The organism is Arthrobacter sp. 131MFCol6.1, assembly GCF_000374925.1.
Taxonomy (GTDB): domain Bacteria; phylum Actinomycetota; class Actinomycetes; order Actinomycetales; family Micrococcaceae; genus Arthrobacter.
This window is the reverse complement of record NZ_KB895554.1, coordinates 17,548-43,415: the sequence shown is the minus strand read 5'-3', so window position 1 is coordinate 43,415 and position 25,868 is coordinate 17,548. Positions and strand designations below refer to the sequence as shown.

General features: G+C 68.0%; 25 protein-coding genes and 2 riboswitches. Of the genes, 22 read left to right on the top strand and 3 right to left on the bottom strand.

Going from position 1 to position 25,868, the window contains the following annotated elements; translation table 11 throughout:
• Positions 1–5 precede the first annotated feature (5 nt).
• The 4 genes from C566_RS0118310 (at position 6) to rox (ending at position 3,818) form a co-directional block, all read left to right on the top strand.
• On the top strand, positions 6–440 hold the full coding sequence (locus tag C566_RS0118310; RefSeq protein WP_018775811.1) for a flagellar hook assembly protein FlgD: 435 nt from the start codon (positions 6–8) through the stop codon (positions 438–440).
• A gap of 31 nt (positions 441–471) precedes the next feature.
• Complete coding sequence (locus tag C566_RS0118305) at positions 472–1,638, top strand: flagellar hook protein FlgE (protein WP_018775810.1); 1,167 nt, start codon at positions 472–474, stop codon at positions 1,636–1,638.
• Positions 1,639–1,813: 175 nt separating this feature from the next.
• Positions 1,814–2,278 carry a hypothetical protein gene (locus C566_RS0118300; RefSeq protein WP_018775809.1) on the top strand — a complete coding sequence of 155 codons (465 nt, stop codon included), beginning with the start codon at positions 1,814–1,816 and terminating at the stop codon, positions 2,276–2,278.
• A gap of 79 nt (positions 2,279–2,357) precedes the next feature.
• Complete coding sequence (gene rox / locus C566_RS0118295) at positions 2,358–3,818, top strand: rifampin monooxygenase (RefSeq protein ID WP_043467421.1); 1,461 nt, start codon at positions 2,358–2,360, stop codon at positions 3,816–3,818.
• Between the two features lie 14 nt (positions 3,819–3,832).
• Here the strand turns inward: rox and C566_RS0118290 are convergent, their stop codons facing one another.
• A complete protein-coding gene (locus C566_RS0118290; protein ID WP_018775807.1) occupies positions 3,833–4,999 on the bottom strand; it encodes a cytochrome P450 in 1,167 nt (388 codons plus the stop codon).
• Between the two features lie 285 nt (positions 5,000–5,284).
• Between C566_RS0118290 and C566_RS0118285 the strand changes: the two genes are divergently transcribed.
• The 13 genes from C566_RS0118285 (at position 5,285) to C566_RS0118225 (ending at position 16,264) form a co-directional block, all read left to right on the top strand.
• Positions 5,285–5,587: a flagellar FlbD family protein gene (locus tag C566_RS0118285; protein WP_018775806.1), complete on the top strand. Its 303-nt coding sequence runs from the start codon at positions 5,285–5,287 to the stop codon at positions 5,585–5,587.
• A 2-nt stretch (positions 5,588–5,589) separates the two neighbouring features.
• Positions 5,590–6,399: a motility protein A gene (locus C566_RS0118280; RefSeq protein ID WP_018775805.1), complete on the top strand. Its 810-nt coding sequence runs from the start codon at positions 5,590–5,592 to the stop codon at positions 6,397–6,399.
• On the top strand, positions 6,396–7,220 hold the full coding sequence (locus C566_RS0118275) for an OmpA/MotB family protein (RefSeq protein ID WP_018775804.1): 825 nt from the start codon (positions 6,396–6,398) through the stop codon (positions 7,218–7,220). Before C566_RS0118280 ends, C566_RS0118275 begins: the two co-directional genes overlap by 4 nt.
• A gap of 144 nt (positions 7,221–7,364) precedes the next feature.
• Positions 7,365–8,261 (top strand): flagellar motor switch protein FliM, encoded by an 897-nt coding sequence (locus tag C566_RS0118270; RefSeq protein WP_155846934.1) that lies wholly within the window; start codon positions 7,365–7,367, stop codon positions 8,259–8,261.
• Positions 8,258–8,980: a flagellar motor switch protein FliN gene (fliN, locus tag C566_RS0118265; RefSeq protein ID WP_018775802.1), complete on the top strand. Its 723-nt coding sequence runs from the start codon at positions 8,258–8,260 to the stop codon at positions 8,978–8,980. Before C566_RS0118270 ends, fliN begins: the two co-directional genes overlap by 4 nt.
• Entirely contained in the window at positions 8,981–9,586 is a 606-nt protein-coding gene (fliO, locus tag C566_RS22190; RefSeq protein WP_018775801.1) for a flagellar biosynthetic protein FliO, read from the top strand. It abuts the gene before it with no gap.
• Entirely contained in the window at positions 9,583–10,449 is an 867-nt protein-coding gene (fliP, locus tag C566_RS0118255) for a flagellar type III secretion system pore protein FliP (protein WP_018775800.1), read from the top strand. The genes fliO and fliP overlap by 4 nt, the downstream gene beginning before the upstream one ends.
• Positions 10,446–10,721, top strand: a complete 276-nt coding sequence (fliQ, locus tag C566_RS0118250; protein WP_018775799.1) for a flagellar biosynthesis protein FliQ — start codon at positions 10,446–10,448, stop codon at positions 10,719–10,721. The genes fliP and fliQ overlap by 4 nt, the downstream gene beginning before the upstream one ends.
• Before the next feature lies 1 nt (position 10,722).
• Entirely contained in the window at positions 10,723–11,481 is a 759-nt protein-coding gene (locus C566_RS0118245; protein WP_018775798.1) for a flagellar biosynthetic protein FliR, read from the top strand.
• Positions 11,481–12,569 (top strand): EscU/YscU/HrcU family type III secretion system export apparatus switch protein, encoded by a 1,089-nt coding sequence (locus C566_RS0118240; protein WP_018775797.1) that lies wholly within the window; start codon positions 11,481–11,483, stop codon positions 12,567–12,569. Before C566_RS0118245 ends, C566_RS0118240 begins: the two co-directional genes overlap by 1 nt.
• Before the next feature lie 97 nt (positions 12,570–12,666).
• Entirely contained in the window at positions 12,667–14,715 is a 2,049-nt protein-coding gene (locus tag C566_RS0118235; RefSeq protein WP_018775796.1) for a flagellar biosynthesis protein FlhA, read from the top strand.
• Entirely contained in the window at positions 14,693–16,006 is a 1,314-nt protein-coding gene (locus C566_RS22185) for a hypothetical protein (protein ID WP_051082367.1), read from the top strand. Before C566_RS0118235 ends, C566_RS22185 begins: the two co-directional genes overlap by 23 nt.
• 9 nt (positions 16,007–16,015) lie before the next feature.
• Positions 16,016–16,264, top strand: a complete 249-nt coding sequence (locus C566_RS0118225; RefSeq protein WP_018775795.1) for a carbon storage regulator — start codon at positions 16,016–16,018, stop codon at positions 16,262–16,264.
• Between the two features lie 14 nt (positions 16,265–16,278).
• Here C566_RS0118225 and flgN read toward each other — a convergent pair whose 3' ends face one another.
• On the bottom strand, positions 16,279–16,794 hold the full coding sequence (flgN, locus tag C566_RS22180) for a flagellar export chaperone FlgN (protein ID WP_018775794.1): 516 nt from the start codon (positions 16,792–16,794) through the stop codon (positions 16,279–16,281).
• 252 nt (positions 16,795–17,046) lie between these two features.
• Here flgN and C566_RS0118215 point away from each other — a divergent pair, with 252 nt between their 5' ends.
• Together C566_RS0118215 and C566_RS0118210 are read left to right on the top strand one after the other, a co-directional pair.
• A complete protein-coding gene (locus tag C566_RS0118215; protein ID WP_018775793.1) occupies positions 17,047–17,856 on the top strand; it encodes a sigma-70 family RNA polymerase sigma factor in 810 nt (269 codons plus the stop codon).
• A 167-nt stretch (positions 17,857–18,023) separates the two neighbouring features.
• Complete coding sequence (locus C566_RS0118210; RefSeq protein ID WP_026266835.1) at positions 18,024–18,503, top strand: Dps family protein; 480 nt, start codon at positions 18,024–18,026, stop codon at positions 18,501–18,503.
• A 119-nt stretch (positions 18,504–18,622) separates the two neighbouring features.
• On the opposite strand, the gene C566_RS0118205 is transcribed toward C566_RS0118210, so the two are convergent.
• Complete coding sequence (locus C566_RS0118205) at positions 18,623–20,209, bottom strand: MFS transporter (protein WP_018775791.1); 1,587 nt, start codon at positions 20,207–20,209, stop codon at positions 18,623–18,625.
• Positions 20,210–20,276: 67 nt separating this feature from the next.
• Here C566_RS0118205 and C566_RS0118200 point away from each other — a divergent pair, with 67 nt between their 5' ends.
• The 3 genes from C566_RS0118200 to gcvT all read left to right on the top strand — a co-directional run bounded on the left by C566_RS0118200 (position 20,277) and on the right by gcvT (position 25,376).
• Complete coding sequence (locus tag C566_RS0118200; protein ID WP_026266834.1) at positions 20,277–20,816, top strand: TetR/AcrR family transcriptional regulator; 540 nt, start codon at positions 20,277–20,279, stop codon at positions 20,814–20,816.
• Between the two features lie 235 nt (positions 20,817–21,051).
• Positions 21,052–21,150: riboswitch (glycine riboswitch) on the top strand.
• A gap of 1 nt (position 21,151) precedes the next feature.
• Positions 21,152–21,266, top strand: a riboswitch (glycine riboswitch).
• A gap of 39 nt (positions 21,267–21,305) precedes the next feature.
• Positions 21,306–24,215, top strand: a complete 2,910-nt coding sequence (gene gcvP / locus C566_RS0118195; RefSeq protein WP_018775789.1) for an aminomethyl-transferring glycine dehydrogenase — start codon at positions 21,306–21,308, stop codon at positions 24,213–24,215.
• Between the two features lie 12 nt (positions 24,216–24,227).
• Positions 24,228–25,376 (top strand): glycine cleavage system aminomethyltransferase GcvT, encoded by a 1,149-nt coding sequence (gene gcvT, locus C566_RS0118190; RefSeq protein WP_018775788.1) that lies wholly within the window; start codon positions 24,228–24,230, stop codon positions 25,374–25,376.
• Positions 25,377–25,868 lie beyond the last annotated feature (492 nt).

The following is a 25,868-nucleotide window of genomic DNA, read 5'->3' as shown; positions in this document are numbered from 1 at the left end:
GACTTATGACGATTCAGCCGATCGCATCCCAGCCGGTAACGGCGGCGGGGGAGGCCACCCAGGCCTCCGCCGTGCGGACACCCTCGCAGACCATGGATGCCAACGTGTTCATGTCACTGCTCGTGACGCAGCTCAAGAACCAGAACCCGAGCGCGCCCATGGACACCAACCAGATGATGAGCCAGACCCTCCAGCTCTCCATGATGGAAAAAATGACTGAACTGACCACCAACAGCAAGGAGGGCTTCTCCCTCCAGATGCGGACGGCGGCGGCCCAGCTGATCGGACACTCGGTCGGCTACACCCTCGCGGACGGCACCACCGGGACCGGCGTCGCCAGTTCCGTCAGCTATGCGGGATCGGTTCCGTCCGTCACGATCGGCGATCTTTCCGTTCCCCTCGACTCCATCACCGGGCTTACTGCTCCGGCCGCTTCCTAACCACTTCTTCACCCGTAGAAAGGCAGTTCCCATGCTCCGCTCGCTGTACTCCGGAATCTCGGGCCTCCGCGCCCACCAGACCATGCTGGACGTCACCGGCAACAACATCGCCAACGTCAACACCGCCGGTTTCAAGGCCTCCTCCACCCAGTTCCAGGACACCCTGTCCCAGTTGCAGCAGGGCGCCACCGGCCCGCAGGCTGAGACCGGCGGCAGCAACCCCGCCCAGATCGGTCTCGGCGTCCGGGTTGCCGGTGTCACCACCAACTTCTCCCAGGGCTCGTCGCAGAGCACCGGCCGGGCCACCGACTTGATGATTTCCGGCGACGGCTTCTTCGTCACCAGCAAGGGCGGCAGCCAGCTCTTCACCCGCGCCGGGGCGTTCAGCCCGGACGCAGCCAACCAGCTGGTAAGCCCCGACGGCGGCATCCTCCAGGGCTGGACCGCCACCAACGGTGTGATCAACGCCGGTGGCCCCGTCGGCGACATCACGCTGAACCCCAACACCATGGTGGCCAAGAAGACCGACACGGTGACGCTGGACGGAAACCTGCCCAGCGACGCCGTCGATGGCACCAAGCTGGACCGCCTCGTCAAGGTTTACGACGCCGCCGGCACCGAACGCAGCGTGTCAATGACTTTCACCAAGGCCGGAAGCACGTGGAACATCGCCGCTGACGACAACGGCACCACAGCCACCGGATCCGTGACCTACACGAACGGCAAGCCCACCGCCGGCGGCAACTTCACCGTCAACGGCATCACCATCGACGTCTCCAAGGTCTCCGGCTACGCTGCCATGAGCTCGCTGACCATCAGCGGCCAGAACGGTGCCCCCGTCGGCAAGCTCGAGTCCTACACGTTGGGCAGCGACGGCTCCCTGATCGGGTCGTTCAGCAACGGCATCAAGCAGGTCCTCGCCAAGATCGCCCTCGCCAAGTTCACCAACCCGGGCGGCCTGGAGAAGGCCGGCGGCTCCTCTTATGTCGCGACCGGCAACTCCGGCGGAGTGCAGCTCGGTGCTGCGGGCGATCCCGGCCTTGGCAGCCTGACCGGCGGCTCGCTGGAAATGTCGAACGTGGACCTGTCTCAGGAATTCACCAACCTGATCGTTGCCCAGCGTGGCTTCCAGGCTAACGCCCGCATCATCACCACCTCGGATGAGGTCCTCCAGGAACTGACCCAGCTCAAGCGCTGATCAGGGAAGTCTTGATTGCCCCTTAAGGATTCGGGGGACAGCTTTGGGTTTCAGGTATCGCCGGACCCGGAGCTGTCTCCTTGGATCACACCCTAAAAGGGCGCGTACGTTCCGTCGTCCGTGCAGCACGTCGTCGCGTTAGCATTGGTCCCAACACGTCTGTCCAGGAGGGCGCATGCCGTACATCGTTGACTTCGAGACCGTTTCTACTGTCGGATTGGAAGCGTCTCCGGTCGCCGAGGCCCTGGCCGGATTGCGCGCCAACGAGGCACGCTATTACCGGAATAAGTACGGCCACATCTTCACAGTGAGCCCTGCAAGCGAAGTTCCTGACGTGGTTGACCGGGTGAGCCGGATCCTCCGGGACGAACGTGACATCGTGATCGGATCCAACCCGCTGGAAGCGACCGCCTTCGAAGTCGACGGTTTGCGGATGGCCTACGTTTTCTACGAGTCGGGACTGTCGGTCAACGTCATGTACAGCATCGAGGGCGGCGGGAAGAGAGCGGTCGGGTTCAAACTTGCCGACGGCATGGAAATTCCGGAGGAACTGGCGCCCCGCTTCAAGTTCGCCCGCCAGAAATCGAAGCTGGCGGGCGTTATCCGCGGCTCCTACTTCGTGATCAAGGGCGAGTACTGATCGGGCTCACCCCCGCATTTCAGGGTGCGGGACGCAGCCGGGCAATCCGGTAAGTGAGTTTCTGGGATTGGGGTTCCACATTTTCGACGTGATCATCAGCGGCGGCGGCCCGACGGGGATGATGCTGGCCAGCGAGTTGCGGCTGCACGACGTGGACGTGCTCGTGCTGGAGAGGGACGCGGAGCCGAGCCAGGCGGTCCGCTCGCTCGGCCTGCACCCGCGCAGCATCGAGATCATGGACCAGCGCGGGCTGCTGGACCGGTTCCTCGCCCACGGGCAGCAGTATCCCGGCGGCGTCGGACGCTTCGCCGGGATCGACAAGCCCCCGCCGGCGAACCTGGACACCGCACACGGCTACGTCCTTGGCATCCCCCAGCCGGTCACCGATCGCCTGCTGGCCGAGCGCGCCGGGGAGCTCGGCGCCCAGATCCGCCGCGGCTGCGAGGTGACAGGGGTCGAGCAGGACCAGGACGCGGTGAGCGTCGAGCTCGCTGACGGCTCACGGCTGCGCTCGCGCTGGCTGGTCGGCTGCGACGGCGGACGCAGCCTGGTGCGCAGACTGCTCGGCATCGGCTTCCCCGGCGAGCCGGCCACGACCGAGTGGCTCCTGGGCGAGGTGGAGGTGACCGCGCCGCCGGACGAGCTGGCCAAGGTAGCGGACGAGGTGCGCAAGACCCACAAGGGGTTCGGCATCGGCCCCGCCGGAAACGGCCTGTACCGCGCCGTCGTGCCCGCGGCGGCCGTGGCCGAAGACCGCTCCGTGCCGCCCACCCTGGAGGAGTTCCGGACGCAGCTGCGGGCGTTCACGGGCACCGACTTCGGCGTCCACTCACCACGCTCCCTGTCCCGTTTCAGCGACGCCACCCGGCTTGCCGAACGATACCGGGTGGGCCGGGTTCTTCTTGCCGGCGACGCGGCGCACGTCCACCCGCCGCTGGGAGGGCAGGGACTGAACCTCGGCATCCAGGACGCCTTCAACCTCGGCTGGAAGCTCGCCGCCGAGCTCAACGGGTGGGCACCGGACGGGCTGCTGGACAGCTATTACGCCGAGCGTCACCCGGTTGCCGAGAGCGTGCTGACCGTCACCCGCGCTCAAAGCGAGCTGCTGTCCACCGAGCCCGGCCCGCAGGCCGTGCGCCGGCTGCTGACCGAGCTGATGGACTTCGAGGACGTCAGCCGTTTCCTGGCCGAGAAGATCACCGCGATCGGGATCCGCTACGACTTCGGCGAAGGCCCCGAGCTGCTCGGCAGACGACTGCGCGACATCCCTCTGTCGCGGGGCCGTCTCTACGAGCTCACCCACAAAGGCCGCGGACTCCTGCTGGACCAGACCGGCGAACTCTCCGTCACAGGATGGGCGGATCGGATCGACCACGTCGCGGACGTCAGCGGGGAACTGGACGCGCCCGCGGTCCTGCTCCGGCCGGACGGCCACGTCGCATGGATCGGCGCGGACCAGAAGGACCTGGTCCACCACCTGCCGACATGGTTCGGGGCTGCCCTCAAGGACGCTGAAGACAGCCACGATCGCCGCCCCTGACGCCGCGCTCGGCGTCAGGCAGCCTGCCAGGTCACGGGGAGCTGTTTCGCCCCGTAGACGATCATGCTTTCCATCCGCTCCAACTGCGCGTCGGGTTCTACCGCAAGCCCCGGCAGCCGTGAGAGCACGGCCTCCAGCGCGATCCTGGCCTCCAGCCGTGCCAGGGGCGCCCCGAGGCAGAAATGGATGCCCTGCCCGAAGGCGAGGTGACGGTTGGGTGAGCGTTCGACGTCGAACTCGTCCGGGCGCGGGAACTGCTCCCCGTCTCGGTTCGCCGAGCCGATCCAGGCAACGATCGGCGAGCCTGCTGGAATGGTGCGGCCGCGCACGGTCGTGTCGACGGCTGAGAGCCGGTACATGGACTGGACGGGGGAGCGGTAGCGCAGCACCTCTTCGATGGCGTGCGGGAGCAGGGCCGGCTCGGCGACGAGGCGTTCCGCTGTGCCCGGCGCTTCGGCGAAGCACAGCACCGCATTGCCGATCAGGTTGGTGGTGGTCTCGTTTCCCGCCACGAGCAGCAGGCTGCAGAATCCCAGCAACTCGATGGGACTTAGTTTCTGCCCGTCGATCTCGGCCGCGAGGAGCGCGCTGATCAGATCATTGCCCGGCCGGTGCCGCCGCTCCTCGATCATGCCCATGAAGTACTCCGCCATTTCACGGTTGGCTGCCGTGTGGACGGACTCATCGGCGCCCGGGCGGGTTTGGCTCACGATCACGTCGGACCACTGCTTGAACCGGTCCCGGTCTGAGGACGGAATGCCCATGAGCTCGGCGATCACGATCACCGGAAGCGGATAGGCGAGCTGTTCGATCAGGTCGGTGGCGCCGCCGGCAACCACCGGGTCCAGCAACTCGTTGGTCAGTTCCGAGATGCGCGGGGCGAGCGCTTCGACTGCCCGCGGCGTGAACGCCTGCGTCACGAGCGAACGCAGCTGGCGGTGCCGCGGCGGGTCAGTGTTGACCAGGCTGGCGGCGAAGAGCTGGCCCGTTTCGGAGGGGTTGTCCCCGCCGATCCGGGAAGAAAACGTGGCGTGCTCGGACAGGACCCGCTGCACGTCGTCGTAGCGGAACACGTGCCACACGCCGGTCTCCTGGTCCTGGAAAACGGGTTCACTGTCCCGCATGGCTGCGTAGCGGGGAAACGGGTTCAACGGCTGCTCAAAATCCGGAAATGGCGCCATGGCTGGCCTTCCTGATGAGGCGGGCGGCCGTCATTTCCTGGCACTGGACCAACTGCAAGGGACGAACCGCACCGAAGCAGGCGTCCAACGGGGCGGGCCGGGTGGCCCCGTCAGCTCCCACCCTAATACCGGGCGGCGGCCTTGGCACGGGGAATCTTGCCGCGGCGGCCGCGCCGGGGAACCGGCACCTTGCCGCAGCGCCTGACGACGGCGCCTAACGAAGGGGCCCGGCCTGCCGACAGTACGGAGGAGAACACCCTTCCCCTCACAGAGCAGAATCGGCCCATGATCGTCGTCACACGCCTCAACGGAACGCGCTTCGCGGTCAATCCGGACCTCATTGAGCGCATCCACGAGAGCCCGGATACGCACTTGGTGACGCTCGACGGCGCCGCCTATGTAGTACTCGAAAGCCTCGCCGAAGTGGTCGAGCTCATCGCGGAGTACCGGGCGTACATCCTGAGCAAAGCCCGGGACTTTCCGGCCATCACCGGCTATCCGCTCAGCCTGGTCCGGACTGAAGACCCGGACGACGACCCCTACGACGACGGCGCCGGCCCCACGGCGCCCGCACAACCCAGAAAGTAACGATGGATCCCGCAACAGTCATCGGACTGCTCCTCGCCTTCGGCTCCGTTATCGCCATGGTGTCGCTCGAGGGCGCCAGCCTGTCGGCGTTGCTCCTACCGGCCCCCATGATCTTGGTCTTCGGCGCCACGCTCGCCGTCGGGATCGCCGGAAACACCCTCAAAGACGTCGTCCAGGCCTTCAAAGCCCTCCCCAAGATGTTCCTCGGCAAAACCGCCAAGCCGCAGGAAAGCATTGACCAGATGGTCCGCTTCGCCGAAAAGGCCCGCAGCGAGGGCCTGCTGTCCCTCGAAGAGGAAGCGGCCAGCGTCAAGGACCCCTTCCTGGCCCGTGCCCTGCAGAACATCGCCGACGGCACCGACGCCGAGGACCTCCGGATGCTCATGGAGGACGAGATCGACTCCAAGTCCCGGAGCGATCACGCCAACTCCAAATTCTTCGCGAGCCTCGGCGGATACGCCCCCACCGTGGGCATCATCGGCACCGTGGTGTCCCTGACCCACGTCCTGGAAAACCTGTCCACCCCGGACCACCTCGGCCCAATGATCGCGGCAGCCTTCGTCGCCACCCTGTGGGGCCTGCTGTCCGCCAACTTCATCTGGCTTCCCTTCAGCGCCCGGATGGCCCGGCTCTCGGAACTGGACATCGAACGGATGACGCTGCTCATGGAAGGCATGCTGTCGGTCCAGTCCGGCGCCCAGCCGCTTCTGCTGGCCGAACGGCTCCGCGCCATGGTCCCCGAGCACCAGCTCAAGAGCACCGGCAAGAAGGCCGGCGCTGACAAGCCCGACAGGATGGACGAGGCCGCGTGAGCCCCAGGCGGCGCGGGCGGAAGAAGCCGGAAGAACACCACGTCGACGAACGCTGGATGGCGTCCTACATGGACATGGTCACCGTGCTGATGTGCATGTTCATCGTCCTCTTCGCGATGTCCACGGTGGACGCCAACAAGTTTGAAAAGCTCCGCAACTCCCTGGCCACGGGATTCGGCGCGGTCGCGACGGAAACGGTGGACACGGCGTCGGGCACAGTGGTGCCGCCGGAACTCGTGAAAGAGGACCTTGAGGCGTTCGCCGCCGTCAAGGGCGCGGCCACCGCATCCCCCGAGAACATGGCTGAAGCGATCAAGGAAGTGGACAAGCTCAAGGCGCTGCAGCAGAAGATGCAGGCCGGCCTGGCGGCCGCCGGGCTGAGCGAGAACGTCGAGTTCCAGATCGACCAGCGCGGCCTGACGGTCAAACTCGTCGGATCGCAGGCATTCTTCGAACCGGACCGGCCCGAGCTCACCTCACGGGCCTCCCGGGTGCTGCAGGTCATCTCACCGGTGCTCAAGCCGGCCGGCATGGAAATCATGGTCGAGGGCCATGCCGCGAACGGCATCACGGCCTACCCCTCGACGTGGGAACTGTCCTCGGCGCGCGCCGTCAACGTCCTGCGGTACATGGTGGACCGCGGCGGCATAGCCCCAGGCACCATCGGTGCCGTCGCGTTCGGTTCTGCCCGCCAGGTCAACGACGACTCCACTCCGGCGCTGATGGAGCGGAACCGCCGGGTGGACATTGTGGTCGTTTCCGACAAGCCCGACGTCGTCCGGGCACTGATTCCGGAGGCCTTGAAACTCAGCGAGAAATAGCCGTTCCCGGCTACGGCGGACGGCCGCGTTCTTTGCCTGTGTTTTTGCGTGTCTTTTGCCTGCAGTATTTGCATCTGTTTTTGCCTGTGTTTTACCTCCGGCGGATTGCTTACGCCGCGGCTTCCCTTGCCGATAGTGGCAACCGTGAGTGTTCTGGATGAGCGGGAAGTGGCACGGGAGCGGACCGTCAGCGTCTATGACTTCCGCCGTCCCGCGACGCTCGCGCGCGAACACAGCCGGGTGCTGGAGCTCGCCTTCGAAACCTTCGCCCGCCAGTGGGGCACCCAGCTCACCGCCAAGGTCAGGGTCAAGTCCGTGGTGCGCCTGGAAGACGTCAGCATGCTCAGCTACGACGAGTACGCCGCCTCGCTGCCCGCCGTCACCGCGATGGTCCTGTGCACCGTGGAGGCCCACGATTCCAAACTCGTGGTGCAGTTCCCCGGCCCGGCCGCCCTCGGCTGGGTCAACCGCATGCTCGGCGCCTCCAACGATTCGCCCATGCCGGACCGCAAGTTCACCCAGATCGAGCAGGCGCTGATCAAGGGCCTCATGGACGAGGCCCTCGAAGACCTCGGCTATTCCCTGGGCCCGCTGCTCAGCGAGGCCGTCCGGGTGGACACCATCCAATACAACTCCCAGTTCGCCCAGGCCGCCGCTCCCAGCGAACTGATGATCGTCGCCTCCTTCACCATGAGCGTCGGCGACGTCAACGCCCCCGCCACCCTGGCCGTTCCGGCCGGCATCCTGCTGGGGCGGCTCAAGAAGGTCAACCCGACCGACTCCCGCGAAGACGCGGCCGCCCGCGTCAGCGCCCAACTGGAGCAGGTCCCGGTGGAACTCTCGGTACGGCTCTCGACGTCGTTCGTTACCCCGAGCCAGGTCCTGGGCCTCGCCGTCGGTGACGTCCTGACCCTGCCGCACCTGGAAAACCGGCCCTTTGACCTCACCCTGGACGGAACCCGGCTGGCCACTGCCGCCCCGGCCCGCAACGGCTCCCGCGCGGCCGCAGTAATTGTCACAATCGAGGAGAACCAACGATGAGCATCACCCTGACCAAGCACGAAATGTCGGCGGAACGGCTCGTCGAGGAGCTGCCGAGCCCGGTGGCCCTGAAGGTTGTCGCCCTGGTTCCCGCCCGGTCCGCGGCGGCCTACGCCCGGCAGGCGGTCACGGCGACCTTCGTCGGCGCGGTGACCGCCGACCTCGCCCTCATGCTCAGCGACCGCACCTTCCTTGACGAGGCCGCCGGCGCAGGCTCCCAGCTGGGACACGTCTCCGTGACCGACGTGCTGCGCCCCGCGATGGAAAGCGCCAGCTCAGTCTTCGGGGCCGGTGTCCTGTCCGACCTGCGTGAATCCGACGTCTCCGGGCTCCTCTCGGATCCCGACACGGCCGTCTTTGAACTCTCGGACGGCAGCAACGCCGCGGCCTGGTTTGCCGTCCGGCTCCGCGAGCACGGCAACAGCCAGGAACGCGGCGGAGACCTGTTCGCCGGCGGGGACACCGTGGCCGGCCGGCTCGGCCGGATCAACAACATTGAAATGGCCCTGACCGTGGAGATCGGACGCACCCGGATGTCGGTCCGGGACGTGCTGTCGCTGGAACCGGGCAAGATCATCGAACTGGACCGCTCCGCCGGCGCCCCGGCCGATGTCCTGCTCAACGGCCGCCTGATCGCGCACGGCGAAGTTGTGGTCCTCGACCAGGACTACGCGGTGCGGATCACCCGGATCCTCGACGTCGCCGAGGGGCTCAGCTGAATGGACGCACTGATCCTCGGGCTGCGGGTAGTCGTGGCCCTGGGCGCGGTGCTTGGCCTCATGTGGTTCCTGCAGCACCGGCTGGGCAAGGGCACCGGACGGCGCCGGGCCGACCGCGCCTTGACCATCGTCAGCCGGCAGAGCCTGGGACAAAAAGCCTCCGTGGTGGTGGTCGACGCCGCCGGGCAGCGCTTCCTCCTGGGCGTCACCGAGCACGCCGTCAACGTCCTGCACACCGGGGACATCCCGCCCGAACCCGAAGAAGTCCCCGTCCCCGGCACCAGCCGCGGCCTCGGGGATTTCGCCCGGATCCTCGCTGACGCCAGCCCGCTCGCCGGCAATCACTTCAGCGGCCAGGCCAGGGCCGCTATCGACGGTTCGGACGACGCCGATTTCGCCGACGATTTCTCCGACGGCCCGGACGGTGTCCGGGACCTGCCGCCGTCCCGCCGCAGCTCCCTCCACCGGAACCCCCCGGCCCGCGGCCACGCCGGCCGTGGCAGCGCCGGCGGCGCCGCGGGCCATCCGCCGCTGCACGGCTCCATCCTGGCCGGCTCCACCTGGAAGCAGGCTGCCGCCGCGCTCAGGAGCGGACGCCGCAATTGATCTTCCCGCTCCCCACCAGCACCACCCGCCCGCGAACAGCTGGCGCAAAGCCCCTCAGGCTCCTGGCCCTGGGGCTCGCCGCCGTGCTCTTTGCCGTCCTCCTGCTGTGGCTCAATGCCTCGGCAGGCCACGCCGCACCCATCGACCCTGTTGCGCCCGTGCCGCCGACCGACCCCGCCAATCCCGACGGCGGGAACGTCAACATCCAGATCAACGGGATGGACGGGAAACCTTCCACCGCTGTCCTGACCCTGATCGGCATCACGCTCCTGGCCGTTGCGCCCTCGCTGCTGCTGATGATGACGTCCTTCACCAAGATCTTCGTGGTCCTGGCAATGACCCGCAACGCGCTGTCCCTGCCCTCCATCCCGCCGAACCAGGTCCTGGCCGGGCTGGCCCTGTTCCTCTCGATCTTTGTAATGTGGCCCGTCATCAACGAGATGAACACCCTCGGCATCCAGCCCTACCTCAACGGCACACTGGACTTCAACGGGGCGGTCAGCGCCGCGTCGGGTCCATTGCAGCACTTCATGCTCGCCCACACACGCGAGGAGGACATCGCCCTGATGTCCCGCGCCGCCGGAGCCGAGAACCCGGCCACACCTGAGACCGTCCCGCTGCAGACCCTCATCCCGGCGTTCATGATCTCCGAACTCCGCGCCGCGTTCATCATCGGCTTCGTCATCTTCATCCCGTTCCTCGTGATCGACCTCGTGGTGTCCGCGGCCCTGATGTCCATGGGCATGATGATGCTCCCGCCGGTCATGATCTCGCTGCCTTTCAAGATCCTGCTCTTCGTGCTCGTCGACGGCTGGGGCCTGATCATCACCGCGCTCGTCCAGAGCTATGCGGGTTCGGGATGAACGCCAACGCGGTCCTGGACATCTGCCTCCAGGCCATGATCGTGGCCGCCAAACTCTCCGCCCCCGTGCTGGTCACGGCGCTGGTGGTGGGCCTGGCCATCTCCCTGCTGCAGTCGATCACGCAGCTGCAGGAAGCGACCCTGTCCTTCGTGCCGAAGGCGGCCGCGGTGGCCGTGGCTCTGATTGTCTGCGGACACTGGATGATTTCGGAGATGGTCGCCTTCACCAACGACCTCTTTGCAAAGATTCCGTCCCTGCTCGGAGGCCTGTGAGGTGGGCATCCCGATCGACCCGGCCTGGCTTGAAGTCCTGCTGCTGGCCACGGTCCGGATGACCGCCTTCCTGGTCGTGGCACCGCCCTTCTCGCACCATGCCATTCCCGGGCGCGTCAAGGCCATGCTGGGCCTGGGCCTGGGCCTGGCGGTGACGCAGCGCCTGGCCGGCGGCTACACACCCCGGGACACCGCCGGGTTCCTCACCGGTGTGGTCCTGGAGCTGGTCACCGGGCTGGTCCTGGGCTTCCTGGTCCTCGTCGTCTTCTCCGCCATCCAGTCCGCCGGCAGCCTGATCGACCTGTTCAGCGGGTTCCAGATGGCCCAGGCCTACGACCCCCAAATGATGGTCAACGGTGCACAGTTCACCCGGCTCCTGCAGATGGCGGCGCTGGCCCTGCTCTTCGCCTCCGACGGCTACCAGCTGGTCATCACCGGCCTCACCGGCAGCTTTGCCGCCCTGCCGCTGGCCGGGGGGATCGACCTTTCCCAGCCGGTACAGGCCATGATCGCGGCAGTGTCCGGCATGTTCCTCGCCGCCGTGCAGATCGCCGGCCCACTCCTGGTGGTCCTGTTCCTTGCCGACGTCGGGCTCGGCCTGCTGACCCGCGTGGCGCCGGCGCTGAACGCCTTCTCCCTCGGCTTCCCGCTGAAGATCCTGCTCACCCTGACGCTGGCCGGCTTCATGTTCCTGGCCCTGCCGCGGATCGTTTCCAGCCTCGCCGGGCAGGCGGCCAAAGCCGTGCTGGGGGTGGGCTGATGGCGGATTCACAGGAAAAGACCGAGCAAGCCACCGAGAAACGAATGCGGGAGGTCCGCTCCAAGGGCCAGCTGTCCCGTTCCCAGGACCTCACCGCTTGGCTTGGCGTCGGCGCCGCGGCGCTGATGCTGCCCAGCACGGTGGACCGGGCCGCCAACGCCGCCACAGACCAGCTCTTCAGCATCCGCGGGATCGTGTCCGCCCCCGACCCCGGCAATGCCGTCCGGGCGCTGGAAGCCGGCTTTGCGTCCATTGCCGGGATCGTTGGACCCCTGCTGATCGTCGTGTTCCTGGCCGTCCTCGCCGGCTCGGCCCTCCAAGGCGGTGTGCACCTGAAGAAATTCAGGCTCGAATTCGAACACTTCAACCTGCTCGGCGGGATCAAGCGGCTGTTCGGCGCCCAGGCCGTGTGGGGCGGGCTCAAGGCGCTGCTCAAGGCAAGCGTCGTGGGGCTGGTGCTCTACACCGTCGTGCAGGGACTGGTTCCGGTGCTGCTGACCGCCGGAGGACTGCCCGTCGCCGGGGTGGTGCAGGCCGCCGCCGGCGGGATAGCCGCCCTGGTCCAGTTCGCGGTGGCCGCCGGAATCGTTCTGGCCGCGGCCGACTTCTTCGTCGTCATGCGGCGCAACCGCAAGAAGACCCGGATGTCCAAGAAGGAAGTCCAGGACGAGAACAAGAACAGCGAGGGCGATCCGCTCATCCGGTCCCAACGCCGGGCGCGCCAGATGGCCATGAGCCGCAACCGCATGATCGCCGCGATCGGGGACGCCGACGTCGTCCTGGTCAACCCGACGCACGTGGCGGTGGCCCTCAAATACGAGCCCGGCAAGTCCGCGCCCCGCGTGGTGGCCAAGGGCGCCGGCCACGTGGCTGCGAGGATCAGGGAAGAGGCCGAGGAAAAGAACGTGCCCATGGTCCAGGACATCCCGCTGGCCAGGGCCCTCCACGGGGCCTGTGAGCTGGGGGACGAGATCCCGGTGGACTTCTACCGGGCGGTGGCCGGCGTCCTCGCGTTCGTCATGGCGCTCAAGGCCCGGGGCGCCGCCGCCGGGATGCACCGCATGGCCACCACGGTGGCCACCGTATGAAACACGGCAGGCACCACAGCGTGAAACACGGCATGCACCAGAGCGTGAAACACGGCACGAAAACTTCGGGAATCAGCGTCTGTGAAAGGACAGCACCATGAACAACAGGCTGAACCGGCTGGTGGTGCCCATCGGCATCGTGGGGATCGTGCTCCTGCTGGTGGTTCCCGTACCCGCGCCGCTGCTCGACTTCCTCATCGTCTGCAACATCCTGCTGGCACTGCTGGTCCTGCTGACCAGCATGTTCGTCAAAAAGCCGCTGGACTTCTCGGTGTTCCCGTCCCTGCTGCTGGTGGCGACGCTGTTCCGGCTCGGCCTCAACGTCGCTTCCACCCGCCTGGTCCTGGGCAACGGCTACGCCGGGCAGGTCATTGAAGCCTTCGGCAAGGTGACGGTCGGCGGCTCCATGATCATCGGCGCCGTCGTGTTCCTCATCCTCGTGGTGATCCAGTTCGTCGTGGTCACCAAGGGCGCCGAGCGCGTGGCCGAGGTGGGCGCGCGCTTCACCCTCGACGCCATGCCCGGCAAGCAGATGGCGATCGACGCCGACCTCAACGCCGGACTCCTCACGGACACCCAGGCCCGGGAGCGGCGCGCCGAAGTCTCTGCCGAGGCCGACTTCTACGGTGCCATGGACGGCGCCTCGAAGTTCGTCAAGGGCGACGCCATCGCGGGCATCATCATTATCATCATCAACTTCGTCGGCGGCATCGCCATCGGCATGGTGCAGCGCGGCCTGGAAATCGGCGACGCCCTGAACACGTACGGCCTGCTGACCATGGGCGACGGGCTCGTCACCCAGATCCCGGCACTGCTCATGGCCGTCTCCACGGGCATGATCGTGACCCGGTCCAACGCCGAGTCGGACATGGGCCGGACTGCCTCCACGCAGCTGCTGCAGTCACCGAACGCACTCATGATCGCCGGCGTCGCCGCCGTCGCCATGGCACTGATCCCCGGCATGCCGCCGATCCCGTTCGTCGTCGTCGGCGCCGGCCTATTCATCGCCTCCCGCCGGACCGCGGCAAGCCAACAGCTTGCGGAAACGGCCCGGGAGGCTGAGTCGACCGCGCTGAACTTCCCGGAACAGGATCCCAACGAGAAGCTGCTGGAAGACATGCGCATCCACCCCGTGGAGATCCTGCTGGCACCTGACCTGGTGGACATGGTCTCCGGCGCCTCCGATGACCTCCTGGCCCGGGTCCGGTCCCTGCGGCACAAGATCGCCATGGAACTGGGCCTGGTCATCCCGCCGGTGCGCACCCGGGACAGTGTGGACCTGCCGCCGGCGACGTACGCCATCCGGATTGCCGGCGTGGAAGCCGGGCGCGGCACGGCCCCCAGCGGCCAGATGCTGGCCCTGGGCGAGAACCTGGACTCGCTCCCGGGCCCGGCGATGATCGAGCCCGTGTTTGGGCTCGCCGGGAAATGGATTCCGGGGGAGATGCGCCACAACGCCGAAATGACCGGGGCCACGGTCATCGACCGGGTCTCCGTCCTGGTCACCCACCTGTCCTCGATCGTCGCGTCGAACGCTGCCCGGCTGCTGTCCCGCGAGGACGTCCGCGTGCTGACCGAGGGCGTGCGCAAGCAGAGCCCCTCCGCCGTCGACGAACTGACCCCGGCGCTGCTCTCCCTCGCCGAGCTGCAGCGCGTCCTCCAGGGACTGCTGGATGAGCAGGTGCCCATCAACGATCTCGCCCGGATCTACGAGGCCCTCACGCTCCGCGCCAAGATTTCCACGGATCCGGAATCGCTCGTGGAAGCCGCCCGGCAGGCCCTGGGCCCCGCCCTCACGGCCAAGTTCATGGACGGCCCGGTGCTCAACGTGATCATGATCGACCCCGTCCTGGAACAACACATGCTCGAGGACATGCGGCCCGCGGAGGGCGGCAGCCAGATCGTCATGGGCCAGGAACGGCTCGACGCCGTGCTGCGCTCGGTGCGGTCCGCCGTCGACGCCGCGGCCGCCGCCAACCGCCAGGCCGTGCTCGTCTGCGCCCCCGCGCTCCGGCCCGCCATCTACCGCCTCGTCGGCGCGCAGCCGGGATCCGTGCCCGTGTTGTCCTACCGCGAGGTGACCTCCGCCAACGTCCGGATCGAAACAGTAGGAGTGGTGCGCCATGCCGAACCGCTATCGGCTTAAGGGAGCCTCGCTCGAGGAAATCCGCCGCAAAGCAGAACAGCTGTACAGTCCGGCGGCCCGGATCGTGTCCGCCGAACGCGTCAGCAGCCCCGGAATCGCCGGGCTCTTCGCCCAGGACCGCTACGAGGCCATGATCGAGATCCAGTCCAAGCACGAGGTCGTCACCGGCGAGGTAGTGCCCGACGCCGACATCCTGGCCGGGACCGATTCCGGCCCGGTAACTGGTGGTCCCGCCCGGGAGACCGCCGCCGGAGCGGCTTCCGCGGGCACTGTTACGGGCGGCGGGACCCCGGCCGGGAAGTACGACGCCGGAGCCGCGGCGGCAGCATCGGCCCCGCCGGCAGCCCCGCCGGCAGCCCCGCCGGCGGCACGGAGCTCAGCGCCGACCGGCCTCGACGGAGGGTCGGCACGGCCCGCCGCCCCGTCCCATCACTTGCAGGGCGCCGCCATCGCCGCGCTCCTGGAAGAAGCGGACGCCGCTGAGCGGAGCCTGTACCGGCCCGCTCCTGCCGGTGTATCCACCGAATCGCCGGACTTCGCCGAGCTGCTGGAACAGCTCGGCGCCGGGCTCCGGACCCCGGCGGAACCGGCGCCCGCTGCCGGGCGGGCCGCCGTCGGGAGCCCCGTGCACCCGGCCCCCGCCGCCCGCATCTCGGAGGAACCGGCGCCCGCTGCCGGGCAGGCCGCAGCCGGGACCCCCGTGCACCCGGCCCCCGCCGCCGGCACCGCCACCGGGCGGGGCAGGGCTGCGGATGCCCCGGTTCCGGCTCCGCTGACCGGCGTCGGCGATCTCGTGCTCCTGGTCGGGCTGGGGGAGGACGCGATGGATGCCGCCCTGGCCATGTCCATGGCGTCCGGGGGTGCCGATGTGCGGACCGCCGGCGAGCTCTCCGCCTATGGCCACCTGCACGTCGAGGGACGTCAAAGCGCCACGGCCGCGCGTGCCCACGCCGTGGTGACGGAGCGCACCGTCCTGGTCGCGTTCGGACTGGGTAAAGCCCGCAACGCCCTGGCCCGGGTGCAGTCCGTGGCGGCGCTCTCCGCCGACCAGGTCTGGGTAGTAGTCGACGCCGGACGCAAGCACGAGGACACGGCGCGCTGGGTCGGCGTGCTCTCCGCCCAGCTCAACGTGACCGCTGTGGCGGTGGTGGGTGCGTCGGAGACCGGGTCACCTGAAAGCGTCAACGGACTGGCACTGCCCGTGGGCTGGATCGACGGGCGCCCCGCCGGGCCGGAACCGACATGGCAGAACCGGCGGGAATCGTACGATGCCCCCCGGGCTGAAGGGTAGATTGAGAAGATGCTGGTACTTACACGCAAGCCGGGCGAACAGATCATGATCGGCGACGGCATCGTCATCACTGTTCTGGAAGGCCGCGGCGACGGTGTTCGGATAGGCATTGAGGCGCCCCGGGGTGTGCCGATCCAGCGCCGGGAAGTCATCGAAGCCATCGCGGCGGCGAACCTCGCGGCGGCGGAAGCGGGCCCGGACGCCGAGGATGCGCTGCGCGGACTCATGCCGCCGCGCGCAACTCCCGCCGACGGCTGAGGACCCGCTCCGGATCAGACGTGGTCCCCGCCGAGATACTGGGCCAGGAGCGGCTGGGCTGAACGCCGGACCACGGCCAGGGACCGCTCCAGGTTTCCGCCCGTGGTCAACTGGTCCAGCAGCCCGGCCGCGCCTGCCGGGCCGGGGCGTCCCGGCATCGGGAGGCTCCCCAGTGCCTCCTCGTTCACGCTGGAAGCCTCGCCCAGCCGGGCCAGGAGTGTGTGCAGGGCGTCCAGATGCTCGCGCAGGATCTCGGGCCAGGGCCCGGCGGGCGCGGCCGCAACCAGTTCGACGAGCGTGGTCTGTGCCGGCAAACCCCATTCGGCCGCCACGGCAGCAGATTCGACGCTCCGGGCCAGGGCCTCGAAGCGCAGGCGGTCCAGCACGGTTTCAATCTCGGAGGCCATGAAGTTCAGCCATTCCAGATTCCCGGCCACGACATGCAGACGCTGCGTCTCCAGCCTGAAGAGGAGCAGCTCCAGCTGCCGCCGCTCCTGCCACAGTGCCGCGGAGAGATCACTTGCGCTCATGGGCCCCATTCTCTTTCCGCCCTGTGAATCACAGCTTCGGGGCGGTCACCGCATTTTTCGCACAGCTTTTCCCTGAGGGTACACGCAGATCTTGGAACAGGTGATAGGTTTCCTCCATGGGTGCTGCGCCCTACTTGCGAACGCTGACTCCTATGGGGGGAGCACCGGTCGGTTTTGGGTGCGGCTCTCGGCGTTTTAAGGGTCGAGGACCCTTCGGATCCGGTCTCATGGGGGGACACAGTATTGAATCGCGTGGAACGCAACGAGATGGTCACGCAGCACCTTCCGCTGGTGGGGTATCTCGTCTCAGATTTGTGCTCGAAGGCGTCACACCTTTCTCGCGATGATTTGGCTTCAGCCGGCGCTATTGCCCTGATCACCTCGGCCGATTCGTTCGATCCAGGCCTCGGGGTGCCGTTCGGCGCTTTCGCGCGCCGGCGCATCCTTGGTGCCTTCGCGGACGAGATGCGGGCCAGCGACTGGGCCACCCGATCCGCCCGCCGGCGGATCAAGGAAACCATGTCCGTGCAGGAAACCCTGGCGTCCGCCTTGGGCCGCACCCCCACTGTGGACGAGATCGCCTCTGCCCTGGGCGTCCAGCAGAGCGTTGTGGAGGCCGCGCTCGCGGATGCCTCTCGCACACTGACGCCCCTCGACGAGGCAGTCGTGGATACCCTGGCCGCCGAAACCCTGACGCCGGAACACTCCGTGCTCGCGGATGAACGACTCCAGTACCTGCGGGCCGCCGTGAAGTCACTCCCGGAACGGATGCGCTACGTGGTGGAGGAGATCTACTTCGGCGACCGCACGGTCAAAGACCTCGCCGCGGAACTCGGGTCCACGCACGCAGCGGTGTCCCAGCAGCGTTCGGAGGCCATCCGGCTCATGCGTGACGGCCTGACCGCCCACTACGCCGACGACCCCGAGCAGCCGTTCCAGCCGCAGTCCCGGATCACCCCGAGGCGGCGCAACGACTACCTCACCCAGCTGTCCGAATCCACCTCCGGCGGCATCACGCGGGCCGTGTTCCCCCGGGGGCCCATCCTCAACGAGGCCGTCTAAGCCGCCCCAACAACGGTTAGTAAGCCGACTTAGTAAGCTGACCGAGAAATTCCTCCCAGAACCGTCGCGGCCCGGCGCCGCCCTGCGGTAGCGTCGAAAGCATCGGCCGGGGTGCCAGCAAGCGGCACGCGCGGCCCGCACGGCACCGGTTCTATCGAGGAGGATTCATGAAAGCATCACCCACATTGACGACCAACCTGCAGGCAGTCCTGGTGGACCTGATCGAACTCCACGTTCAGGGCAAGCAGGCGCACTGGAACATCGTCGGGACCAACTTCCGGGACCTTCACCTCCAGCTGGACGAGATCATCGACGCCGCCCGGGGCTTCGCGGACGACCTCGCCGAGCGCATGCGTGCCCTCCACGCCCTCCCGGACGGCCGAAGCTCCACGGTTTCCAAGTCCACCGCACTGGCCGAGTTCCCGGCGGGCCTGATCAACACGAAGGACGCCATCGAGCGGATTGTCGCCGCGCTTGAGGCGGCCGTCGGCACCATGCGCAAGGTCCATGACGAAGTGGACGAGGAAGATCCCACCACCGCGGATCTGCTGCACGAGTTCATCGCCAAGTTTGAGCAGTACGCCTGGATGGTGAATGCCGAGACCATGCGGGCCACGGCCAGCGTGACAACTCCGGACAGCAAGTAGGGACCGGCTCCCACCAGGCCGCCCCTAAAACATGAGCGTCCGGCGCCGGGTATCTTCCCGGCGCCGGACGCTCGTGTTTAAGCGGCGGAACGTGTGACGCCGACGGCGGCCGCTGAGCCTTATTTGGCCTTCGGCACCGACCGGAGGACGACGGCGGCCAGGACGCAGGCCCCGGACATCAGGACCAGCGCAATTGAGGCCGTGACGTGCACGCCCGAGTCGAAGGCGGTGCGCGCGGCCGCCGTCACGGCCTCCGCCAGGGGCGCCGGCAGCATCCGGGCCAGATCCACAGCGCCGGCCAGGGTTTCACCGGCCTGGCTGGTGGCCGCGGCCGGGGCGAGCTCGGACACGCCCGCGGGAAGCCGGAGATTGCCCTGGTAGGAGGCAGTCAGGATTGAGCCGAGGATCGCCGTTCCCAGCAGGGACCCCACTTCGTAGCCGGTCTCGGAGATGGCGGCGGCGGCCCCCGACTTGTCGGCGGGCGCGGCGCCCAGGATCAGGTCATTGGAGATCGTCTCCGCGGCGCCCACCCCCAGGCAGAGCACCAGCAGGGCGGCAAGGAGCAGCGACGGGCCCTGGCTGTGGTCGCCGAATGCCACCAGGAAATAGCCTGCCGCGCTCAGCAGCAGGCCGCCGGCCACCACAAAGCCGGGCCGCACCTTGCGCACCAGCGGGACCACGAGCAGCCCCGCTACGACTGTGGCGATGAGGGCCGGGACCATGGCGACGCCGGACGCCGAGGGGGACTGGCCTTCCAGCAGCTGCAGGTGCTGGGCCAGGAAGAGAATGAAGCCATTGAAGGAGAACAGTGCCAGGACGTTGGCCACGATGGCCGTACTGAAGATCCGGTTGCCAAACAGGCTGACATCGAGCATTGGCGCGGTGCTCTGGTCTGTCCTGTGGACACGGGCAAGCGCACGCTGCCGCCGGATGAACACATACCCCATGAGCAGGCCGGTTCCGATGCTCGCGAAGGCCTCGGGAGCGGGCCCGTGGGTGGCGAGGGACTTGATCCCGTAGACCACCGGCACCATGACCAGCAGGGACAGGACAATGCTGGGCACGTCCACCCGGCCCGGCTGTGGGTCGCGGGATTCCGGGATCAGCGCCGGGCCGAGCAGCAGCAGGGGCAGGATGATCGGTACCGCGACCAGCAGGACGGCGCCCCACCAGAAGTGTTCCACCAGCCAGCCGCCGGCAATCGGGCCGAGGGCGGCGCCGCCGGAGAAGCCTGCGGCCCAGATCGCCACGGCCAGCCTGCGCCGGTTGGGTTGCGGAAAGATGTTCCGGATCAGCGAGAGCGTGGACGGCATGAGCATGGCGCCGAACAGGCCAAGCCCGGCGCGGCCGGCGATCAGCCATTCGGCGCTCGGCGCGAACGCCGTCACGGCCGATACGGCGGCGAAACCCGCGCTGCCGACGAAGAGCAGCCGGCGCCGGCCGATCCTGTCGCCCAGGGAGCCCATCGCAACCAGGAGTCCGGCCAGGACCAGGGGATAGGCGTCGACGATCCAGAGCAGTTCGACGCCGGAAGCGGTCAGGCTGCTGGCGATGGCCGGCAGGGCGAACGTGAGCGCGGTGTTGTCCACGGCCACGAGCAGGACGGGGAACATCAGCAGGGCCAGGGCGACCCAGTCACGCCACGGTGCCCCGGGGGCGGTGGTCGCCGGAGTGCTGGTGGCTGCGGTGATCGATGTGATGCTCATGAACGTAACTATACCGTCTGGACGGTACAGTTAAGAAATGCGCGGCAGGACAGGCATGATGGGAGGCATGCCCAGGAAACCCGTCGCCCGCGAGGCCGTACTCGATGCCTTCGAATCCCTGCTCATCGAAGTCGGCGAACGCGCCGCGACGCTCGACGCCGTCGCGCGCCGGGCCGGCGTCTCCAAGGGCGGCCTGCTCTACCACTTCCCGACCAAGGAGGCGATGATCGCGGTCCTGCTGGAACGGCTGGACCGGCTTCTGGCCGCGGATGTTGCGGCCATGGCGGCAGCCCCCGAGGGGGCGGCGGCATACTTCATCAAGTCCTCGGTGTGGGCGGACACGCCCATGGACCGGGTCTTCGTGGCGGCCACGCGGCTCGCCGAGGTGGCACACGGGGAAACCCTCCGCCGCTTCGCCGCCGGCCAGGCGAGCTGGCTCGAACTGCTGGCCGCCGACGTCGGGCCCGCCATGGCGAAGGCCGTCCTGTATATGGGGGACGGGCTGTACTTCAACGCGATGCTGACCCGGGGCCCCGGCGGGCCCCTGCCGGAAGTCGAGGCGGACGTCCAAGGCCTGCTGGCCGCCGTCGAGCGCCTGCGCGGCTGACGCCCACCCCCCCGCCGCCGCCGGCCCCCCTCGCCGAAGTCGCCGGAAGGCTCCGAGGTCGCCGGAAAGTTGCGGCGACCCCGGACGTTTCCGGCGAATTCACGCCGTCGGATTTCCCGGCGGGCGGCTCGACGGCCGTAACCTGGGTCCGTCGCCGGGAGGGAGTTTGCGGACGCGCGCCCGGCATAGGACAATGAGAGCTGTGACTGTTGTCACCCCCAATTGAATACGCCTTTGATCTGCGGCGGGAGAGTCCTGCAAGTAGGTACAAGCAGGCGCCGTAGGAGCAAACCCTCCCCAGGAATCTCTCAGGCCCATGTACCGCCGCGGCAAGGCATCTCTGGAAAGTAGCAGGCGTGTCCCGGACATGCTGTGCTCACCGACGGTGCAAGCGGAGCCTTGAAACGCAGGCTGCGCGGAAACTCTCAGGTCCAATACAGAGCGGGGAGGAACCCGAATCAATGTGGCGTACCCTGCGCCGCCTGAGTTATGGAGTTCCTTGTGACTGTTACCCCAGCCTCCACGTCCTTCGTTGACCGGCACATCGGCGCGCGCCGCCAGGCCGACGTCGACGCCATGCTGAAGGCTGTCGGCTACGACACCGTCGACGCCCTGGTGGACACCGCCGTTCCGAAGGACATCCGTCAGGACGCCGACCTCGCGCTCGCCGCGGCCCTGAGCGAAGTCGAAGTCCTCGCCGAGCTGCGCAAGCTGGCGTCGAAGAACAAGACCGCCGTGCAGATGATCGGGCAGGGCTACTACGACACGCTCACTCCGCCTGTGATCCGCCGCAACATCCTTGAGGCCCCGGCCTGGTACACCGCGTACACGCCCTACCAGCCGGAGATCTCCCAGGGCCGGCTCGAGGCGCTGCTGAACTTCCAGACCATGGTCCAGGACCTCGTCGGCCTGCCGATCGCCAACGCCTCCCTGCTGGACGAAGCCACCGCCGTCGCCGAGGCCGTGCTGATGATGCGCCGCGCCAACAAGAACAAGGCCGCCCACGACGGCAAGACCGTCCTCGACGCCGACTGCCTGCCGCAGACCATCGCGATCGTCAAGGGCCGCGCCGAGGCGCTCGGCTTCGAGGTCGAGGTCGCCGACCTCTCCAAGGGTCTGCCCGACGGCGTCATCAACGGCGTCGTCCTGCAGCAGCCGGGCGTCTCCGGCCGCGTGTTCGACCACACCGCCGTGATCGCCGACGCCAAGGAACGCGGCGCCCTCGTCACCGTCGCGGCAGATCTGCTCTCCCTGACCCTGATCACGTCCCCGGGCGAGCAGGGCGCTGACATCGCCGTCGGCTCCGCCCAGCGCTTCGGCGTGCCGCTGTTCTTCGGCGGCCCGCACGCGGCCTACATGGCCGTCCAGAAGGGGCTCGAGCGCTCCATGCCCGGCCGCCTCGTGGGTGTCTCCAAGGACTCCGCCGGCGTTCCCGCCTACCGCCTGGCCCTGCAGACCCGTGAGCAGCACATCCGCCGCGAGAAGGCCACCTCCAACATCTGCACCGCTCAGGCCCTGCTGGCCATCGTGGCTTCCTTCTACGCGGTCTACCACGGCCCGGACGGGCTGAAGGCAATCGCAGAGTCGGTCCACGTCCACGCCAAGACCATCGCCGCCTCCCTGAAGGCCGCCGGCCTGGACGTGCTGCACACCTCCTTCTTCGACACCATCACCGTTTCCGTGCCGGGCCGGGCAGCTGAGATCATCGCGGCAGCCGACGCCAAGGGCGTCAACCTGCGCGCCATCGACGCCGACACCGTCGGCATCTCCGCCGACGAGGCCACGACCGTGGAAGTCGTCGCCGACGTCATTGCCGCGTTCGGCGCGTCCGTGACTGACTCGACTGATGGCTTCGGCCTGGACCCCGCCGTCGAGCGCACCTCCGACTACCTCCAGCACCCGGTGTTCAACACCCACCGTTCCGAGACGCAGCTGCTGCGCTACATCCGCCGCCTCTCGGACCGCGACCTGGCCCTGGACCGCACCATGATCCCGCTGGGTTCGTGCACCATGAAGCTGAACGCCACGGCCGAGATGGAAGCCATCTCCTGGCCGGAGTTCGCCTCGATCCACCCCTTCGCCCCGGAATCCCAGACCGCCGGCTGGCGTGAACTGATCGAGGACCTCGAGGCCCAGCTGACCGAGATCACCGGCTACGACCAGGTCTCCATCCAGCCCAACGCCGGCTCCCAGGGCGAGCTCGCCGGCCTGCTGGCGATCCGCGGCTACCACCTCTCCCGCGGTGACGCCCAGCGCACCGTCTGCCTGATCCCGGCCTCGGCGCACGGCACGAACGCGGCCTCCGCCGTGCTGGCCGGCATGAAGGTCGTGGTCGTGGCCACCGCCTCCGACGGCACGATCGATCACGCGGACCTGACCGCCAAGATCGAGCTGCACAAGGACGCCCTGTCCTGCATCATGATCACCTACCCGTCCACCCACGGGGTGTATGACGCCGACGTCCGCGAGGTCTGCGACGCGGTCCACGCCGCCGGCGGCCAGGTCTACATCGACGGCGCCAACCTCAACGCCCTGGTCGGACTGGCCCAGCCGGGCATGTTCGGCGGCGACGTCTCGCACCTGAACCTGCACAAGACCTTCTGCATCCCGCACGGCGGCGGCGGCCCCGGCGTCGGCCCGGTCGCAGCCAAGGCGCACCTGGCACCGTTCATGCCCGGCAACGCGGCGGATCCCGCCAACGGCGCCGACGGCACCCCCATCTCCGCCTCCCGCTACGGCTCGGCCGGCGTCCTGCCGATCTCCTGGGCCTACGTGAAGCTCATGGGCGGCCGCGGCCTCACCGAGGCCACCAAGTCGGCCCTGCTCGCGGCGAACTACATCGCGGCCCGCCTGAACGACTCCTTCCCGGTGCTCTACACCGGCGAAGGCGGCCTGGTGGCGCACGAGTGCATCCTGGACCTGCGCGAACTCACGGCCAAGACCGGCGTGACCGCCGAGGACGTGGCCAAGCGACTGATCGACTACGGCTTCCACGCCCCGACCCTGGCGTTCCCGGTGGCCGGCACCCTGATGGTGGAGCCCACCGAATCCGAGGACCTCGGCGAGATCGACCGCTTCATCACGGCCATGGTCGCCATCCGCGCCGAGATCGACCAGGTGGCCCACGGCGACTTCACCGTGGAGCACAGCCCGCTGCGCAACGCACCGCACACCGCCGCTGCCGTGATTAGCACCGACTGGACCCGCGCATACCCTCGCGAACAGGCCGTCTTCCCGGTCCACACGCTCAAGCAGGACAAATACTTCCCGCCCGTCGGCCGCATCGACGGCGCAGCCGGGGACCGCAACCTGATCTGCTCCTGCCCTCCCCTCGAAGCCTTCGAAGAGGACACAGCAGCCCACTCCGACGACTCCGCCAACTCCGCCTCTAACAACTAGGGACAGCCAACGATGACTGAGAACTACACGGCACTTTACGAAGAGCACAAGAAGCTCGGCGCCTCCTTCACGGACTTCGGCGGCTGGCAGATGCCCCTGAAGTACAGCTCCGAACTCGCCGAGCACCACGCCGTCCGCAACTCCGCGGGCCTGTTCGACCTCTCCCACATGGGCGAAGTCTGGGTCACGGGCCCCGACGCCGCAGCCTTCCTGGACTACGCCCTCGTGGGCAAGATCTCCGCGATGGCCATCGGCAAGGCCAAGTACTCGCTGATCTGCAACGAGGACGGCGGCATCATCGACGACCTCATCACCTACCGCCGTGGCGAGCAGAAGTTCCTCGTGGTCCCCAATGCGGGCAACGCCAAGGTAGTCGCCTCGGCCCTCGCTGAGCGGGCCGGTTCCGGAAAGGACGGAGGGTTCGACGTTACCGTTCAGGACGCGTCCGCCGAGACCTCGCTGATCGCCGTGCAGGGACCCAAGGCGCAGGAAATCCTGCTCCGCCTGGTCCCCGCCGCGCAGCACGAACTCGTCACCGACCTGAAGTACTACGCCGCAGTGGATGTCCCGTTCATGTTCGGCGGCGCCAGCCACGACCTCCTGCTGGCCCGCACCGGCTACACCGGTGAAGACGGCTTCGAGATCTTCGTCGCGAACGACGCCGCCGTCGCCCTCTGGCAGGCACTCGTCGCGATCGCCGAGGACGGCGAGCTGACCCCCGCCGGGCTCGCGTCCCGCGACTCGCTCCGCCTCGAGGCCGGCATGCCGCTCTACGGCAACGAGCTCTCCCTCGAAGGCGATCCGTTCGCCGCCGGCCTGGGCCCCGTCGTCGCGCTGTCCAAGGAAGGCGACTTCATTGGCAAGGCTGCCCTCGCCGCCAAGAAGGAAGCCGGCGCCGGCGCCACCGCGGGCCGCAAGCTCGTCGGGCTCAAGGGGCTCGGACGCCGGGCCGGCCGCGGCCACTACCCGGTCCTCAAGGACGGCAACGTCGTCGGTGAGGTCACCTCCGGCCAGCCCAGCCCGAGCCTCGGCTACCCGGTCGCGATGGCCTACGTCGACGTCGAGTTCACCGAGCCCGGCACCGCCCTGGACATCGACCTCCGCGGCAAGGCCGAGCCCTTCGAAGTGGTCGCACTGCCGTTCTACAAGCGCCAAAAGTAGCCGAAGCTGTCCCGGGGGCTGCGTGACTGTGGTTGCGTCAGCCCGTCGGACCCGGCATCCTCTGCATGCTCGGTCGCGAAGACGCCCGCTGAGCGGACGTAACGCTCCCGAAGGGGCCCACGCCGTCCGGGTTCCCTGGCCGAGCTTGCGAGGTTAGGGGGACGGCGGGGAGCATGCTCCCGGATGTCGGGCCCGAAGGGGCCCTGCAGCTCACCTCGGGTTCAACGCACCTCGAGTTCCAAGCGTCGTTGCGGGCGCCTTTGAAAGCCACGGTGCTGGGGGATATGCCGCCTACCGCGGGTTGGCTTGTCCCAACGGTGTGCCACGCAAGCTCGATCATTGGGGGTTGAGCTTGATGACACCCGTAGGCCAGGGAGCAGCCCGGCCCTAGAAGACCTCGAAAGGCCACTGTTTCTTCCCGGAGAACAGGTGGCCCGGAAAACTGAACTGAATAACGGAGGGTGAGGGGATTCCGGAAGCGTGCGTCTAAGC